We start from the raw sequence: 17,177 nt of genomic DNA, 5'->3' as shown, positions 1-17,177 counted from the left end.
GAAGACGGCCTACAACCCTTGGCGCCTTGTGCGGGTCTTGTTGGTTGCCGAGTGCTTGAGATGAGAAGCGCGGCCGACTACTCGCCGTCCCAAGGGGTTCGCCTTGTCCTCACGGAGATTCAACCTGGCCGCCGCCGCTGTCGTCGCCGCCGTCATCGCCGTGACGGGGGCGGCCCCTGCGGTGTCCTACGCCGAAAACGCCCCGGTGGGCGCCCTCGCCGCCGACGCCGCGGCGTCCGTGCGGGCCGACTTCGACGGTGACGGATACACCGACGTGGCGGTCGCCGCACCGGGCGGCACGGTCAACGGCAGGTCCGGCGCCGGGTACTTCGCCGTCGTCTACGGCATGGCCGAGGGCCCCAACGGCGTCAAGCACCAGGTGATCAGCCAGAACCGCTACGGAGTCCCCGGTACGGCGGAGACGGGTGACCACTTCGGCAGCCACCTCACGGCGGCCGACCTGGACGGCGACGGTTTCACCGACCTGGTTGTCGCAACCCCGGGCGAGGACATCGGCAGCGCGCGTGACGTCGGGCGGCAAACCGTCCTGTGGGGAAGCGTGGGCGGGCTCATCATCGCCACCGACATCGGCCAGGGCGGGGCGCGGACCCGGGCCGGCGACTTCGACGGGGACGGACACCTGGACCTGGCGACGGCCTATCAGATGCGGTACGGGCCCTTCAGCCGTACCGGTGGCCCGGCCCGCACCGGACCCCTCGTCGGCCTGGACGTCCGCATCCACGCGATGGAAGCGGGCGATGTGGACGGCGACGGCACAACCGACCTGGTGGTCAGCAGCGGTTCGTGGGACTCGGACGATGGAGGAGCGATCCCGCCGCCCCATCTGCAACTACTGAAGGGCACCGAGGACGGCCTGGTGGCAGGGCCGTTCATCGCCTACCCGGACACCGTGTCCGCGGACAGCATCGCCCTCGGCGACATCGACGGCGATGGCCGTCAGGATGTCGTCTTCGGCCGCAGCACGGCGGCGGGCGGCGGTCTCGTGGGCGTGGTCCGGGGCACGGCGGCCGGGCTCGCGCCCCGGGCCGCGCTGATCGGCCAGAACACCACCGGCGTCCCCGGGACGGGGGAGAACGGCGACCGCTTCGGCACCGACGTCTCCGTCGGCGACGTCACCGGCGACGGTTACGCCGACGTCGTCACCGGCATCCCTGGCGAGGACCACGCCGACCGGACCGACGCCGGCACCTTCGCCGTCCTCAGGGGGAGCGCGACGGGTCTGGCCGGCACCAGGGTCCAGGTCCTCAGCCAGAACACGGCAGGAGTGCCCGGTACGGCAGAGAACGGCGACCGGTTCGGCAGCCGCACCGCCGTCGTCGGCGGGTACGTCGCCGTTTCGGCACCGCAGGAGAACAGCGGCACCGGGTCCATGTGGGTCTTCCCCGGCGCCGCCTCCGGAGTCACCGCGACCGGGTCGGTGAGCTTCGGACCGGGCACACTCGCCGCCCCCGCACCCGGCGCCCACTTCGGCTCCGCCTTCCACCGCTGACGTCGGCGTCCCCTCGACCACCTCGACGCCACCTGAAGCCGCGCGGACGTCACACGAACCGCGGGAGCGCATCCGTCGAGATCGTCCACTCGCCGATGGTGACGTCCTCGCCGTACACGAAGTCCTTGCGGACCGCGTAACGCGGGCCCTCCGGCGTCGGGTGGATGTCGGAGAGGACGGCACCCGTGCCCGTGCGGGGGTCGAAGATCGCGTAGACGGGGATGCCGAGCAGGGGGTAGTCCCGCATTTTGCTCACCCAGTCGTTGTCCGGGTTGGACCGTGAGACGACTTCAATGGCGGCAATGAGCGTACGGGGATCGATTGAACTCACAACCTCCATGTCCGCCTCGGCGATCACCATGATGTCCGGGTGACGCAGAATGCCCCGAGGCGTGTCCTCCACGTCAGGAGTGCCGGTATGAGCCACCAGCTCTTCCGGCATCACCTTTTCCAGGCGTTTCCGAACGCGCAGCGCCGTCAGCTCATGAGGTCCGACGGGCGCCATCATGTCGTGGACGATTCCTTCTTCGGTGATCTCGAATTTGCCGGGAACGCTGTCCTGCATCTGCTCGACGATGTCGCGCATGGCCAGGTAGTGGACCGAGTCCCGCTGTGCGTCGTCCGGGGCGATGGCCATGGCGTGCGCTCCTCGTCTGTGCCCGGGGGCAAGGGTCGTCACGTTCATGCTAAGCGGCCTCCATCAGATCGGTTCGGCAGTCGCGGCAGCGACCCGGCTCCGGTGCCCGGAAGGCTCGGTCGCAGTCGCCGCAGTTCTGGAGCGGCTCCGGGCGCGGCACGGCTTCCCTGACCGGAGCGGTGGGGAGCGGGGGTGGCAGGAGAGCAGTCAGGCGGTGGGCGAGGAGGCCCGCCGGGCGTGTCAGTGGCTCGGGCAGGTCGGCGGCGAGGGTGCGGCGTACGGCGTCAGGGTGGGCGCCCCGTTCGAGCCAGGCGGCAACGGCGGGAGCCAGCCGGCGGATGTCGCCCTCGGCCAGCAGCAGCCGGGGTTCGTGGCGGCGCAGGTCCGCGAGGAGGTCGGTGGCCGCGCGGTGACGGTCGAGGTCGGGAACCTGCGGCTGGGGAAGCGACGGGCGTGGCGGTACGTGGGTGACGGCGGGTTTCTCCGCATCCGGCTGGGGCGCAGGCGCCGGGGGAAGAGGCTCGGGGGCCCGGCGGATGGGCCTCGTCTGCGGCCGCCGCTGCGGTGTTGCGACAGGGGCCGCAGCGAGAGTGGGCCGGTTGTACGAGACCGTGCGGGTCACGACCCGGCCGCTGGGCAGGCGCTCGCGGGTCCGCTCCAGGTAGCCGTGGGCCTCCAGTTCGCGCAGGGCGGCGGCGATGCGGGCCTCGCTCTCCGGGAAGCGCTCGGCGAGGAACCTGATGCCGATCCTCGCCCCGGCGGGCAGCGACTGGATGTGGGCGGCGAGCCCGATCGCGGTGAGGGACAGCTCGCGGTGCTGGGTGAGGTGATTGCCCACGACCGTGAAGCGGCTGGTGTGCCGGGAGTTGCTGTGCACGACACCGGATGACGGGGTGCGCGAGGGCGCGCTAATCTGCTGGGTATCCATCGGGAAGGTCTTCTCTTCCTCGTTGGTCAGGCCCTCGATCGGGATGCCAGTCCCGGCCGGGGGCCGTCGCATGTCTGGGGTTGTGGGGCGAGCATATGCCAGCCAACCGGCCGGGATTCCAGCCGAGTTGGCAAACCTCACCCGTGTGAGTGAAGGGAGGCAGGGTGGGGTTGGGAAGGGTGATTTCCCCGGTTCTTGATCTTTGATGTCGTGCACGACCGCGTCACGGCCCACCACGTCTCGGGCCACCGCGTCGTGACTCACCGGGTCGCGACTGCCACGACCCGGTGGAGCCGGTCACGGTACGGGATCGAGCCGGGCCGGACCGGCTTGCGCGGGACAAGTGCGGAGTCGGCGCCTCAGCGGCCGGCGAGCATCGCCCAGTCTCTGAACGCTTCTTCGTGCAGGATCACGCCTTGGCACACCAACCCGGGCCGCTGACGCAACGAAGGCCCCCGCCAGCTCAAGTTCAAGCTTCTGGCAGAGGCCTTCTTGTCAGGAGTCACGACGCAACGGTGTCGCCGTCCTTAACCTCATCGATGAACGCGAGCCAGGCGGCGGCCGGGAAGACGCAAACCCCCTGCTCCGGGTCCTTGGAGTCACGGACGGCCATCCTTGACCCGCCCAGCCGGGCACTCTCAACGCATTGACCGCCCTGGTCGTTGCTGTAGCTCGACGTGAACCAGCGTGCACCGGTCAGCGCGGCATGAGTGGTCATGTAAATCAATGCTCCTTGATCGCTTCTCTGATCATGCCGAGTGACTCTTGTGGGCCCACGGCAAGAATCTGGAGGTCCGTGAACGCCTCCTCATACAGGGTCACGTCCGCACGCCTGCGCGTGACCGACGCACCGCCAAGGTTCTCCAGGTAGACGATCGATTGCGCGTCGTCGAATCGGAGCAACGTGAAGGCGCCGTTCATCCCGGCGTGGGCGCCGGTCTTGTAAGGGACGACCTGCACCCGAACCGCCGGATGTGTGGCCAGCTCCGCCATGTGCCTTACCTGAGCACGCATGACCGCTGCCCCGCCAACCTGACGGTACAGAACCGCCTCGTTGATGATCGCCGCAAATTTCAACGGCGCTGACTCCCGATGCAGTGCCTCCTGCCTCGTCATCCTCACCGCGACAAGCCGGTCGATCTCGTCGTGCGACAACCCTTCGTGCGCACGCTGATGGATGGCGCGGACGTAGTCCTCGGTCTGGAGCAGGCCCGGCACGAACTCGCCCTCGTAGTTGTGCAGTGCCTGAGCCGTTGCCTCCAGCCCCAGGTACGCCTTGAAACTCGGTGCGATGGCAGGCCGATACTCAGGCGACTGCCACCAGTCCTTCTTCGTCTTGGTCACCGCGGCGTACCCGAGCAGCAGGGCACGCTTCTCCGGGGCCGCCTGGTAGATCTCGCAGAGCGCCATCACATCAGCCGTTTCCACGACCGCGTTTTCGCCCATCTCCAACCGTGTCAGTTTCGACGGGCTGCACAGCAACTTGCGTACTACCTGAGTAGATGTCAGCTCCGCTTCCTGCCGGAGTTGACGGAGCTCGCGCCCTAACTGCAGACGGCAGAGGGCGGGCGTCGCCGACTCTGCATCCGTGATCATCTTCTGCCTCCCAGCGCGTGTTACCCAGTGTGACGGAGAATGTCCCGCTGCCGCAAGGAGCGTTCTGCGTCGCAGCAGAAGACTCCACCCGGGAACGCGAACAGGCTGCTACAGCACAGGACTTCACGCAGAAAGTCGCTCGCAGAAAACCGCTGCAGCACTTCCACGGTATCGGCTCCGCTGCCACGATTACTAGCAGTTGCCCATAGAGCGCACCGAGCAACCGACAGCGCGCGGAACGCCCCCGTGCGTGCCCACCCCCCGATACCCCAGCGCCAGGAGCCCGCCCCCATGACGGATACCACGACAAGTCGGCCGTTGGGACCGGCCGCGAACGCCGCCGCTGGTCCCAGCACAACCGACCTCCCCCTGGACGTCGAAACCGCGGACCAAGCAGCCGATGACGCCCTCAAGCTCCGCCTCGGCACCACCACTCGCCAAGAGATCGACGAGTGGACGGCCAAGCTGCGCGGGCGAATCAGCCTCTTCGCCGAAAAGACTCTCGGCCGCGAGCAGACCACCGCGACACGCGCTTGCCGATGGGAGGTTGACCAGCTCCTCGCAGCCGCTCCACGGGACAGCGTCCTCGTCTTCGGCGCCTACCAGTACCTGCGCGACCTTGCCCGAATGCTGCGACGACTGGTCGCCGAGTACAAGGCACAGGCGGTGACTGCCGGCCCCGCTCACCTCTCCGTTCGGGCGCCGCTGGACGTACTCCCCCACAGCACCGAAGACGGAAGGGCCGACCTGAACCGCCACTGCCTCGCGCCGGAACGCGAAGCCATGCCTCCGAAGGACGGGGCGTGAGCGAACTCTCCCGGCAGATCGCGTACATCATCTGCCTCACCGTCCTCGGCGGCTCGCTGGTCATGGCGGTATTGCGGTGACGAGGCTCAGGCATGCCCCGCGCACCGCTCACGAGTGTGTGACTGACAAAGACTCCTGCCCGAAAGCGGCGGATCGCGTGGCAGCCCGCGATCGGGCAGGCTCCGCAACTCCTCGTCGAGCCAATGCCGGTGAGGTCGGAAACACAAAAGGAGAGGATCAATGACCACAGCAACGATCCCGTTCGCCGCCCGCGCGGCGGATCGCCCGTGCCTTGTCACCACGTCCATTGAAGGAGTCGTCTGGGACGAAGGGCGCCAGCTCAACGTCCAGGCAGATGGAACGCCCTGGCACACCGCCGACCATGCCGCCTCGACCACGGACACGAACCTGGACGGCAAGGGCGACGACGTGTCCGACCCCTACTTCGCACCGGCCTCTTGATGACGGCCGCCCGACCTGTGCTCGTCGTCGCTGAACAGCTGGATGCCTCCGCCGACATGGTTGTGGACCAACTGAATCAGCGGGACGTCCCCGTGATGCGTTTCGACTCCGCCGACTTCCCGCAGAAGGTATCCGTGACCGCCAGGCACGATCCGGCAGTCACGGGGTGGGAGGGAACGCTGGACGACGGGCACCGATCGGTGCGGCTGGAGGACGTCCGGTCCGTCTACTACAGGCGGCCCGGGCGTCCCGTCATCGCCGACACCGTGAATGAGCCGTACGCGACCTGGGCGCAGAACCAAGCGGACGCGGCGATGCTGAACCTGCTCTCGGCACTCCCTGTCCGCTGGATCAACAACCCGCACTCCGACCGCATCGCCGTTCACAAGCCGCAACAACTCGTCGCAGCCACGCGCGCGGGGCTCAGGGTGCCGCACAGCATCATTACGAATGACCCGGAGGCGGCCCGCGCCTTCGCCGAGCAGCTCAACGCCCCGCTGATCTGCAAGCCCGTCCTCGGCGGTCGCCTGAACACGGGCGAAGGGCGAGAACTGATGGTCGCAACCCACCGGATCGACGCCGCCGACTTCGATGACAGCATTCGCCTGACCGCGCACTACATACAGAAAGCCATCCCGAAGCAGTACGAAGTACGTCTCGTCGTCGTGGACGGCAACATGTTCGCGGGCACTCTCGTCGGCACGTCCGTGAAGGCGCGCACGGACTGGCGAACGGACTATGAGTCGATCGAGTACGGCACGACTGCCGTGCCCGAGGGGGTGGCGACAGCCGTACGCCGTTTCATGACCTCGTACGGAATCGTCTTCGGCTCGTTCGACTTCGCCGTAACCCCCGAGGACGAGTGGGTGTTCTTCGAGAACAACCCGGCCGGCACCTGGTCATGGGTCGAGAATCGCACCGGGTTACCCATCGCGGCGGCACACGCCGACTATCTGCAAGGGACCACTGCATGAGCGCACGGAACACCATCGCAGCGGCCGAATTGCGCGCCGAGTTCGCTGCGGCCCTCTGCGAGGGGCGCTCAAACGAATGGCTCACCGCGTTCGCCGACGTGCCACGGGAACGCTTCATCCCCGTCTTCCACAGACAGGACGAGCGAGGGCAGTGGAACGAAGTGTCTGCCGCCGATCCGGGCTATCTGGAGGCCGTGTATTCGGACACTGCCCTGACGACGCAACTCGATGAGCACGGCGTCCCCACCTCGTCGTCGAGTGCGCCACAGCTGATGCTGACCATGCTGGACGCACTGGACGCGCAGGTCGACGACACGGTGTACGAGCTGGGCACCGGTACCGGGTACAACGCTGCTCTGCTCGCATCGCGCCTGGGCAATGACAACGTGGTGACTGTGGACGTCGATCCCGACCTGGTGGTCCTCGCCCGCAAGCGGCTGGCCCAAAGCCGCCTCCACCCGCTCGTGTTCGCCGGGGACGGCACCGAGGGCTACCCGGCTCGCGCACCGTATGACCGCATCATCGCTACGGCCGGGCTTCGGTGCATCCCGCCCCCGCTCCTCTCCCAGGTACGTGAGCACGCGGTGATCGTCGCCCCCATCGGTTTCGGTGTGGCGAGGGTGGTTGTCTCGGACAACGGCGAGGCGGCCGGACGGTTCCTCTCGACACCCGCGTTCTTCATGCCACGCCGTACGTCCGAAGTGCAGCCCGACTTCGCGGGGCTGGCAGTTCGGCCGGTCGAGAAAACCGCGGTTCCGGCCAGAGACGTGCTCGACCGGCTGAAGTTCCCGCTGTCGCTCGCACTCCCCGGATACCGCTCGTGTTCCTGGCGTGATGACCAGGGCGACCTGACCGGTGTGGGGCTGTGGACGGACGACGGCTCCACGGCCACGGCCCACGTCGGGGGCAAGGTGAGGCAGATCGGCGCTCGTCGGCTCTGGGACATGGTCGAGGAACTTGCCTCGGTCTTCCCGGAAAGCGCCCCCGACCGCGAGGACTTCGGGCTCACGATCACCCCTGACGGCCAGCACGCCTGGTATCGCGCGCCGGACGGCCCGGTCTGGGCTCTGCTCTGACCTCCTTCGGCTGCTGAAGGGACGGGCGAAACGGGCCCTCCCTCGAACCACTTGCACGGGGCACGGGGTGGGAAAGTCGGCCGTTCCCCGCCCCGCTACGCGATTCCGTGCGCTCCGACCAGCCTTTGCCTGCACGCCCATTCCTGACGGGGCGTCAGTTCAGTAATCTGACATGGCGTCAGCTTCGGGCTGGCCGGGCACGGGCACCCGACGGACTTCGAGCAGGAGTGGGCGGAACGATGCTTGGATCGACTCACGGCACCCTCACCACGCACTTCCGCGCCAGGGTGGTGGCCTGCGGCGAGGAGCCGCATGCCATTGTCCACAGCATGGCGGCCGCCGCCGCGGAGGGCGATCTCGATGTCAGCGGCCGCCCGCTGCACGCACCCGTGCCGGATCTGGACCGGTTCTTCCGGCCCGAGTCCGTGGCCGTCGTCGGCGCGTCCGATACCGAGGGGCGGCCCAATACCGGGATCACACGGCAGCTGATCGGCTGGGCCGAGCGGGTCGGGGCGCGGCTGTATCCGGTGCATCCCGGACGGAAGTCCGTGTTCGGGCGGGCCTGTACTCCTTCCGTCGCGGATCTGCCGGAGCAGGTCGATCTGGCCGTGCTGCTGGTCGGCGACCCGCTCCCGGTGATCGGGGAGCTCGCGCAGGCCAAGGTGAAGTTCGCGGTGGCCTTCGCCTCCGGGTTCGCCGAGACCGGTGAGGAGGGCGCCGCCGCCCAGGCGCGGCTGGCAGCGGCGGTGGAGCGGTCCGGGCTGCGGCTGCTCGGGCCGAACACCAACCTCAACGCCTTCCAGCAGTTCCGGGACGATCTCGACGGGCCGGCGATCGCGCTGATCACCCAGTCCGGCCACCAGGGGCGCCCCGTCTATGCCCTTCAGGAGCTGGGCGTGCGGCTGTCCCACTGGGCACCCACGGGCAATGAGGCGGATCTGGAGACCGCCGACTTCATCTCGTACTTCTCGCAGCGCCCCGAGGTCGGGGCCATCGCCTGCTACGTGGAAGGGCTCAAGGACGGGCGCTCCTTTCTGCTGGCCGCGGACCGGGCGGCGCGGGCCGGGGTTCCGGTGGTGGCGGTCAAGGTGGGGCGTACGGAGACGGGGGCCAGGACCGCCGCGTCACACACCGGCAAGCTGACCGGCGCCGACCAGGTGGTGGACGCGGCGATGCGGCAGTTCGGCGTGATCCGCGTGGACGGGCTCGACGAACTCCAGGACACCGCGGCCCTGCTGGCCCGGGCGCGCAAGCCGCAGGCCGACGGCGTCGTCGTGTATTCGATCTCGGGCGGCACGGGCGCGCACTTCTCGGACCTGGCGACCGGGGCGGGGCTGAAGCTGCCCACCCTGTCGGAGGAGAAGCAGCGTGAGCTGCACGAGTGGATTCCCGGCTATCTGAACGTGGCGAACCCGGTCGACAACGGCGGGCATCCGGTCGGCGACTGGCGCGGCCGGAAGATCATCGACGCGATCCTCGCCGACCCCGCCGTCGGAGTGCTGATCTGTCCGATCACCGGCCCCTTCCCCCCGATGAGCGACCGGCTCGCGCAGGATCTGGTCGACGCTGCGGAGACCACGGACAAGCTGGTGTGCGTGGTGTGGGGCTCGCCCGTCGGTACGGAGGACGCGTACCGCACGACGCTGCTCGGCTCGTCCCGCGTCGCCACCTTCCGTACCTTCGGCAACTGCATCGGTGCCGTGAAGGCCTATCTGAACCACCACCGGTTCGCCGCCTCCTACCGCTCCCCCTTCGACGAGGCGCCGCGCACGCCGTCGCCCTCGTTCCGCAAGGCGCAGGCCCTGATGCGCCCGGGCCACCAGCTGAGCGAGCACGCGGCGAAGCAGCTGCTGCGGGCGTACGGAATCCGCGTCCCGCGCGAGCAGTTGGTGACCAGCGCCGCGGCGGCCGTCCGGGCCGCGGGGCTGGTCGGCTACCCGGTCGTCATGAAGGCGTCGGGCGCCCGGCTCGCGCACAAGACCGAGCTGGGCCTGGTCAAGGTCGGGCTCACCTCCGCCAGCCAGGTGCGGGACGCGTACCGCGAGCTGACCGACATCGCGCGGTACGAGGACGTCGAGCTGGACGGGGTCCTGGTCTGCCAGATGGTCGAGCGGGGCGTCGAGATGATGATCGGTGTCACGCACGACGCCCTCTTCGGGCCGACGGTGACGGTCGGCCTCGGCGGCGTACTCGTCGAGGTGCTGCACGACGCGGCGGTGCGCGTGCCGCCGTTCGGCGAGGACCAGGCGCGGTCGATGCTGGCCGAACTGCGTGGCCGGGCCCTGCTGGAGGGCGTACGCGGCGGTCCGCCGGTGGATGTGGACGCGCTCGTGGAGGTCGTACTGCGGGTGCAGCGGATGGCACTGGAACTCGGCGACGACCTCTCCGAGCTGGACATCAACCCGCTGATGGTGCTGGGGCGGGGGCAGGGCGCGGTCGCGCTGGACGCGCTCGCCGTCTGCCGCTGACCGGCCACGCCACCTGCCAAGGAGCCACCTCATGCCGTCCTCCCCCGAAGACACCACCGGGTCCGCCGACCCGCTTGATTCATTGGTACTCCACGCCACTGACAACGGCGTCTCCTGGATCACGCTCAACCGCCCCGAAGCGATGAACGCCGTCACCTGGGACCAGCGGGAACGCGTCATCGCCCTGCTTGCCGAAGCCTCCGCCGACCCGGCGGTCCGGGCCGTCGTCCTCACCGCCACCGGCCGCGGCTTCTGCGCGGGCGCCGACCTGCGCGGCGCCGCGGCAACCAGCGCCCGGACGACGGGCGACCGGGTGCCCGGCGATGTCGCCCGCACCATCCGGCTCGGCGCTCAGCGCCTGATCGCCGCGGTCCTGGACTGCGAGAAGCCGGTGATCGCCGCCGTCAACGGAACCGCGGCGGGCATCGGCGCCCACCTCGCGTTCGCCTGCGATCTGGTGCTGGCCGCCGACTCGGCGAAGTTCATCGAGGTGTTCGTACGCCGCGGCCTCGTACCGGATGGCGGCGGCACGTATCTGCTGCCGCGCCTGATCGGACCGCAACGCGCCAAGGAACTGATGTTCTTCGGCGACTCGCTCCCGGCGTCGGAGGCGGAACGCCTGGGGCTGGTCAACCGGGTGGTCCCCGCCGAGGAACTGACCGAGACGGCCCACGCCTGGGCCCAGCGCCTGGCCGACGGCCCGACCCGTGCGATCGCCCTCACCAAACAGCTGGTCAACGCCTCCCTGGACTCCGACCGGGCGACGGCCTTTGCGGCCGAGGCGATGGCCCAGGAGATCAACATGACGACACAGGACGCGAGCGAGGGCGTGGCGAGTTTCATGGAGCGGCGTACGCCGAAGTACCGGGGGCTGTGAGGGCTCCGGAGCCGCTCACGTCCTCGCCCCCGCCTCATCGCCCTTCGGCGAAGACGTCCTCGATGGACGTGGCAGTGGGGGCGCGCAGAAGCCAGCGGCTCAAGGTGTCGAGGTCGGTGCATCCTGTAATGCGCTCGCGAGCCTCATCGGGTACGTCGATGCCGGCCTGAGCAAGGAAGAGCAGGATTGCCTGCGCAAGGCCCTCCGCGCGGCCCTCTGTGCGGCCCTCCGCACGGCCCTCGTCCCGGATCTCTTCCGAGAGGGACGACTTGTAGAAAGAAAGGTCCACGGCCACCAGGTTCCTCCACTGTTGTGCGGCCGGGCGGTTGCCCAGGCCCTGTGCGGTGAGTTCGACGATGGGGTCGGCGATGGTTTCCGGTACGTCACGCAGAGCAGTCGACAGCGTCTTCAGTATGGCATCGATGTCCGGATCGCCCGCGTGTGTAATCGCGGCCAGCGTGGCCAGAGCCAGGTCCTTGCGGGCTTCGGCCACATCCTTGATCACCGGCATGTTGTGCGGGCCTGCGACGAGGGCTTGCAGCGTGAGCACGGGCGATTGCGGGTGGCCGACGGAGAACGGGCGCGCCGCCCATTCGGCGGTGGCCCGGTCCTGGCAGACGACCAGCAGCATGGGTGGCAGCTTGTACTTCGCCTGGAGGTACGACAGGTAGTACATCCAGCTCGCCGGCTTCTCCGGGTCCTTCTTGCCCTGGGCCTCGATCGCCAGCAGGTAGGACCGGTCGTCCTCCATGTCGATGCGTAACAGGGTGTCGACACGGCGTTCGAGAGGCCGGTTCTCCGTGAGATCCGTGGGCATGACGGTCGCCGAGGCGGGTGGGCCGATCTCGACCCCCAATACCTCGGAGACGCGGGAGAACAGTCCCGGGTACTCCTGGAAGATGCGATGCATCGCCTCGTGGGACGAGCTGACCATGTGGGTTTCCTAGAGTTGTCGAGCTGCCGGAGGGAAGTGGCCGCTCCGGCGGCCAGGGGCCGTCGCAGGTCCGGAGTTGATCACCGCCGTGAGCATATGCCGGACAACCCGCCTTAATTACTACCCAGTTGGCAAATCTCATCCTTGCGGGTGGTGAGAGGCAGAGTGGACCCCAACAGGGCAATTGCCCTGCTATTTAAGGGCTTTTGACGGCACGCAACGCCATGTCGCCGCTCAGTGGCGGCAGTACGTGCGAGGACAAGCTCGACCCAGACAGTCTTGCGGAAGGGAGGGGGAGAGCCCGTGACAGACACCCCACACTCGTGACGTACGCCGCCGGGAGCTGACCGTCGGCGTACGCCCCGATCCCGGTCAGCGGCTGAGCGTGTACCAGTCCGGTGAGTCCGGATCGCCGTACTCCCGGTTGAGTTCGGGCCGGTCCGGCGTGCCGCTGATCCGCCAGCCGTCGGAGTCACCGCTGAAGGAGCAGCCCTCGATGTCGAGCCGCACGCTCTGGCCCCACGTGGTGGTGTCCCCGGGCTCGTAGGACCATGTCCCCCGCCCCGAGCAGGGGTGCTTCCCGGCTTCCAGCGCCGCACCGTGTTCGACGGCGGAGTCGTGGTCCGTCAGCGTGTCGGCGCGCGCCGTGCCGTCGGCGGCCAGCCGCAGCGTGCCGCCCTGCCCGTCGGTCCAGTTCCCGACCAGCTGCGCGGCGTCGACCTTCGGCGGGCGGTACTCGGCGACCAGTCCGGTGGCGAACACGGCCGCGCCGATCCCGAACACGACCACGGCGGCGAGCGCGCCGCGGCCGAGGGTGCGCCGGAGCCGGCCTCCGTGCAGCGCGGCGTCGCGCGCCAGGAGGGCCGCACCCGTCAGCAGTACCGCGGCGGCCGGCCAGCTCAGGGTCAGCAGGCCGGGGCCCGGACGGCGGGTGATGCCGAAGGCCGCCGCTCCTGCGGTCACCGGCACCACGGCGACGACCGGCACCCACCACCACACGTCCCGGCCGGTGAACCGGCCGCTCGCCCAGCGCGCCGTGGAGGCCGTGGGCAGCACGACGAGCAGGCTCGCCAGCAGGGCGAACGGGCCGCCGAAGCAGACGAGGAACGGCGAGACCAGCAAGGCCTTTGCGGGGCCGTCCGGCGGGGCGGGCGCCTGAACGGCCAGCTCCGCGAACCCCGCGATCTCGAAGCCGAGCACGGTCCCCGTGAACAGCGCGCCCGCGCCCGCCAGGATCGACCGTCCTGTCCACAGGTCCGGCAGTCCCGGGGACGCCTCCGCGCCTCCGGGTGTCGCCTCGGCGTCTCCCCCTGCTGATCTCGGCATGTGCTTCCCCTTCCCTGCACGCATCCTCGCGCACCGGCAAGACGCACCAGCAAGACGCACCGGCAAGGCGCACCCGACCGCGGCCCGGCTCACCGCCGCACGCTGTCCCTCGCTGTCCCTCGCGCGGAACCCTCACCCCCACTCTTCCTGTCTGACGCTCCGTCAGTTTCAATGGGAGGCGTGATGGGACACGCAGGCATGGCCGCCACCGCCGTCCGGTACCTCAGGTCCGTCGGCGCCGCCACCACCGCAGGGCCGGCGCCGGTCGAGCCGCTGCCGCGCCCGGCTCTGCGGGCCGTCGCCGACAACGAGCGGCGGCCGGTCGATCCGGCCGACTTCCGGCGCGTGCTCGGCCATTTCGCGACCGGCGTCACCGTCGTCACCGCCCACGACCCGGACGACCCCGACGGCCCCGCGGGGTTCGCCTGCCAGTCGTTCGCGTCGCTCTCCCTGGACCCGCCGCTGGTCACCTTCATGGTCGCCCGTACGTCGACGACCTGGCCGCGCATCGCCCGCGCCGGAGCGTTCTGCGTCAACATCCTGGGCGCGGATCAGGGCGCGCTGTGCCGGAGTTTCGCGGTGAGCGGGGCCGACAAGTTCGCCGGGGTGACGTACGGGGCGGCTCCCGCGACCGGGTCGCCGCTGCTGGACTCCGTACCGGCCTGGATCGACTGCCGCATCCAGGCCGTCCACACCGGGGGCGACCATCTGATCGTGGTCGGCCGGGTGGAGGCGCTGGGAGCGGCGGACGGGGCGGGGCCGCTGCTGTTCCACCGGGGGGTGTTCGGCCGGTTCACCGAGTGACCGGCAAGGCCGGGTCCGTCACCGGACGGCCGCCACGGCCGCCGCCACCGCCGTCTCGGGGCGGCGCCGGATCACCAGTGACATGAGGGCAGCCGTGGCGCACAGTGCGCCCGACGCGTACCAGACCATGTCGTACGAGCCGAACACATCGCGCGCCACGCCGCCCAGGAATGCCACCAGCGCCGCGCCCACCTGGTGCGAGGCGAGGACCCAGCCGAAGACGATCGCGCTGTCCTCGCCGTACTGCTCGCGGCACAGGGCCAGCGTCGGCGGGACGGTGGCGACCCAGTCGAGGCCGTAGAAGACGATGAAGAACACCATCGGCGGATGCACGGTCGGCGCCATCAGCATCGGCAGGAAGAGCAGTGAGATGCCGCGCAGCGCGTAGTAGACGGCGAGGAGCCGGCGGGCGTCGAAGCGGTCGGTGAGCCAGCCGGAGAAGATCGTGCCGATGATGTCGAAGACCCCGATGACGGCGAGCAGCGAGGCGGCCGCCGTGATGGGCATGCCGTGGTCGTGGGCCGACGGCACGAAGTGCGTACGGATCAGGCCGTTGGTCGAGGCGCCGCAGATCGCGAACGTGCCTGCGAGCAGCCAGAACGGTCCGGTGCGGGCGGCGTCGAACAGGACGCGTACGGTACGGGCCGCCGCGCCCCGGGCGGGCGCCGGCTTCTCCACGTACGAGCCGCCGTACGGGGCGAGGCCCACATCCGCCGGGTGGTCGCGCATCAGGAGCCAGACGAACGGGACGACGATCAGGGCGGCGAGGGCCACGGTCACCGAGGCCGGGCGCCAGCCGTGTTCCTCGACGATCCAGGCGCACAGCGGCAGGAAGACCAGTTGGCCGGAGGCGCCCGCCGCGGTGAGGATGCCGGTGACCAGGCCGCGCCGGGCGGTGAACCAGCGGTTGGTGACCGTCGCCGAGAAGGCCAGCGCCATGGAGCCGGTGCCGAGGCCGACGAGCAGCCCCCAGTAGATCATCAGCTGCCAGGACGCCGTCATCCACACACTGGCCAGCGCCCCGGCCGCGACCACCGACAGGGCGACGACCACCACCCGGCGGATGCCGAAGCGGTCCATCAGCGCAGCGGCGAACGGCGCGGTGAGCCCGTACAGCGCCATGTCGATGGAGACGGCGAGTCCGATCTCCCCGCGCGACCAGCCGAACTCCGTGTGGAGCGGGTCGATGAGGAGACCGGGCAGCGAGTTGAACGCGGCGCCGCCGACGATCGTCACGAAGGTGACTACGGCGACGATCCAGGCGCGGTGAATGCGCCGTCGGGGGCGTCGGCCGGGGGCCGCGGGGATGGCCTGCCGGTCGTCGTCCCGGGCGGCGCTTTCGGTTGTCTCGGTCACGTCACTCAGCTTGGGGCCGGGCGTATCCGATCACGAGTGGCCGGAGGGTCACCCTTCGCAGGAATCGGGCCACGAAGATCGTCGGCTTCCGGCCCGGCAGGCTGCATATGCGCGTACGTCCGAGGAGCGCTCCCGGAACAAGCAGCCGGGGCAGCCCACCTCACCCGGCCCTCTCCAGCCGCCGGATCGGACGGGCCGCCAGCAGTACCGCCACCACCACCATGTTGATCACCGCCCCGGCCAGCAGCACCTCGGGCGCGCCCAGCCGGTCCGCGGCCGGGCCCGCCAGGGCCCGGCCCGCCGCCAGCATCAGCAGGGAGCCCGCGACGTCGTAGGCGTGCAGACGGTTCAGCGCCTCCGGCGGGACGTGTGTCTGGACCGTCGTCGACCACATCACCAGCCAGAACGCGAATGCCGCGCCCGCCACGAACTGCCCCGCCCCGAGCGCGGCCACCGGCATCCCCAGGCCCAGCACCACCAGGTTCACACAGACCGCGGTCAGCGCCACGGCCCCCGCCGCGAGCGGGCGGCGCGGTCTCAGGCGCAGGGCGAGCAGCCCGCCGACGACGCTGCCCGCGCCGTTCACCGCCATCATCACGCCGTACGTCCCCGAGCCGTGCGCCTCGGTGACCTGGACCGCGGTGAGCGGCAGCATCGGGCCGAGCACCGCGAAGCCGTACACCGTCCAGACCGCGATCACCCCCCACAGCCAGCTGCGGGCCCTGAACTCCCGCCACCCGTCGACCAGTTCGGCGGCGAAGGTGCCGCGCGGCGCGGTGTCCGAGGGGGCCGGGGCGAGCCGCAGCAGGAAGAGGCAGACGCCGGAGACGGCGAACGTGGCCGCGTTCGCCGCGTACACCGCTCCGGCGCTCGCCAGCCCGACCAGTATCCCGGCGAAGGCCGGGCCCGCCATGGTCATCAGCGCCTCGGAGACCCGGAGCACAGCGTTGGCCCGCTGCACGTCCGAGGAGACCCGGGGCACGGTCGACGCGACGCCCGGCTGGAAGAGCGCGGCGCCCACACCGGCCACCGCGCTGAGCGCGTACACCGCCCACAGCGGCGGGTTCCCGGTGGCGAAGGAGACCGCCAGCACCGAGGCCCCGACCAGCCGCAGCGCATCCGCGATGATCATCATCCGGCGCGGGGTGAACCGGTCCGCCAGCACGCCGCCGAAGAGCACGAAGACCGCCAGCGGGCCCATCCAGGCCGCCAGCGCGAACCCCACCGACGAGTGCGGCCGGCCCGCCCCCAGCAGGCCCGCGGTGAGCGCAACCGGGATCATGCCGTCGCCGAAGAGCGCGGCGGTACGGGCGACGAAGAAGAGCCGGAAGTTACGGTTCCAGAGTTCGGCCGGCCAGCCGCCGGGCGGTGCGACGCCCTCGCGGTCCGCGGCGGGAATGCGCACGTGCTCTGCTGACTTTT

The 17,177-nt window shown here is 70.0% G+C and carries 16 protein-coding genes; 8 read left to right on the top strand and 8 right to left on the bottom strand.

From position 1 onward, the window contains the following. Positions 1-103 precede the first annotated feature (103 nt). Positions 104-1,510, top strand: a complete 1,407-nt coding sequence (locus tag OG507_RS23670; RefSeq protein ID WP_327369197.1) for an FG-GAP and VCBS repeat-containing protein — start codon at positions 104-106, stop codon at positions 1,508-1,510. A gap of 49 nt (positions 1,511-1,559) precedes the next feature. Here the strand turns inward: OG507_RS23670 and OG507_RS23665 are convergent, their stop codons facing one another. From OG507_RS23665 to OG507_RS23650, 4 genes are all read right to left on the bottom strand, one after another. Then, positions 1,560-2,147, bottom strand: coding sequence for a Uma2 family endonuclease (locus OG507_RS23665; protein WP_327369196.1), 588 nt, complete (start codon positions 2,145-2,147; stop codon positions 1,560-1,562). A 49-nt stretch (positions 2,148-2,196) separates the two neighbouring features. Then, a complete protein-coding gene (locus OG507_RS23660) occupies positions 2,197-3,075 on the bottom strand; it encodes a helix-turn-helix domain-containing protein (RefSeq protein WP_327372064.1) in 879 nt (292 codons plus the stop codon). A gap of 502 nt (positions 3,076-3,577) precedes the next feature. Further along, positions 3,578-3,793 carry a DUF397 domain-containing protein gene (locus OG507_RS23655; protein ID WP_327369195.1) on the bottom strand — a complete coding sequence of 72 codons (216 nt, stop codon included), beginning with the start codon at positions 3,791-3,793 and terminating at the stop codon, positions 3,578-3,580. A gap of 5 nt (positions 3,794-3,798) precedes the next feature. After that, positions 3,799-4,671: a helix-turn-helix domain-containing protein gene (locus tag OG507_RS23650; RefSeq protein WP_327369194.1), complete on the bottom strand. Its 873-nt coding sequence runs from the start codon at positions 4,669-4,671 to the stop codon at positions 3,799-3,801. Positions 4,672-4,962: 291 nt separating this feature from the next. Between OG507_RS23650 and OG507_RS23645 the strand changes: the two genes are divergently transcribed. From OG507_RS23645 to OG507_RS23620, 6 genes are all read left to right on the top strand, one after another. Further along, positions 4,963-5,478: a hypothetical protein gene (locus OG507_RS23645; protein WP_327369193.1), complete on the top strand. Its 516-nt coding sequence runs from the start codon at positions 4,963-4,965 to the stop codon at positions 5,476-5,478. Between the two features lie 240 nt (positions 5,479-5,718). Next, a complete protein-coding gene (locus tag OG507_RS23640) occupies positions 5,719-5,940 on the top strand; it encodes a hypothetical protein (RefSeq protein ID WP_327369192.1) in 222 nt (73 codons plus the stop codon). Beyond that, on the top strand, positions 5,940-6,914 hold the full coding sequence (gene tgmB, locus OG507_RS23635; protein ID WP_327369191.1) for an ATP-grasp ribosomal peptide maturase: 975 nt from the start codon (positions 5,940-5,942) through the stop codon (positions 6,912-6,914). The genes OG507_RS23640 and tgmB overlap by 1 nt, the downstream gene beginning before the upstream one ends. Beyond that, positions 6,911-7,990 carry a methyltransferase domain-containing protein gene (locus OG507_RS23630; protein ID WP_327369190.1) on the top strand — a complete coding sequence of 360 codons (1,080 nt, stop codon included), beginning with the start codon at positions 6,911-6,913 and terminating at the stop codon, positions 7,988-7,990. The genes tgmB and OG507_RS23630 overlap by 4 nt, the downstream gene beginning before the upstream one ends. A 239-nt stretch (positions 7,991-8,229) precedes the next feature. Continuing rightward, complete coding sequence (locus tag OG507_RS23625; protein ID WP_327369189.1) at positions 8,230-10,458, top strand: acetate--CoA ligase family protein; 2,229 nt, start codon at positions 8,230-8,232, stop codon at positions 10,456-10,458. Between the two features lie 31 nt (positions 10,459-10,489). After that, positions 10,490-11,335: an enoyl-CoA hydratase/isomerase family protein gene (locus OG507_RS23620; RefSeq protein ID WP_327369188.1), complete on the top strand. Its 846-nt coding sequence runs from the start codon at positions 10,490-10,492 to the stop codon at positions 11,333-11,335. Between the two features lie 34 nt (positions 11,336-11,369). On the opposite strand, the gene OG507_RS23615 is transcribed toward OG507_RS23620, so the two are convergent. Continuing rightward, positions 11,370-12,269, bottom strand: a complete 900-nt coding sequence (locus tag OG507_RS23615) for a hypothetical protein (RefSeq protein ID WP_327369187.1) — start codon at positions 12,267-12,269, stop codon at positions 11,370-11,372. 372 nt (positions 12,270-12,641) lie between these two features. Then, on the bottom strand, positions 12,642-13,595 hold the full coding sequence (locus OG507_RS23610; RefSeq protein WP_327369186.1) for a hypothetical protein: 954 nt from the start codon (positions 13,593-13,595) through the stop codon (positions 12,642-12,644). 198 nt (positions 13,596-13,793) lie between these two features. Here OG507_RS23610 and OG507_RS23605 point away from each other — a divergent pair, with 198 nt between their 5' ends. Continuing rightward, entirely contained in the window at positions 13,794-14,399 is a 606-nt protein-coding gene (locus OG507_RS23605) for a flavin reductase family protein (RefSeq protein WP_327372063.1), read from the top strand. An 18-nt stretch (positions 14,400-14,417) separates the two neighbouring features. Here OG507_RS23605 and OG507_RS23600 read toward each other — a convergent pair whose 3' ends face one another. Both OG507_RS23600 and OG507_RS23595 read right to left on the bottom strand, forming a co-directional pair. Further along, on the bottom strand, positions 14,418-15,755 hold the full coding sequence (locus OG507_RS23600; RefSeq protein ID WP_327369185.1) for an MFS transporter: 1,338 nt from the start codon (positions 15,753-15,755) through the stop codon (positions 14,418-14,420). Between the two features lie 160 nt (positions 15,756-15,915). Further along, positions 15,916-17,160, bottom strand: a complete 1,245-nt coding sequence (locus OG507_RS23595; RefSeq protein ID WP_327369184.1) for an MFS transporter — start codon at positions 17,158-17,160, stop codon at positions 15,916-15,918. Positions 17,161-17,177 lie beyond the last annotated feature (17 nt).

It is taken from the genome of Streptomyces sp. NBC_01217 (assembly GCF_035994185.1).
In the GTDB taxonomy this organism is placed as follows: domain Bacteria; phylum Actinomycetota; class Actinomycetes; order Streptomycetales; family Streptomycetaceae; genus Streptomyces.
The sequence above is the reverse complement of the archived record's forward strand: the minus strand, read 5'-3'. Positions and strand labels throughout refer to the sequence as shown.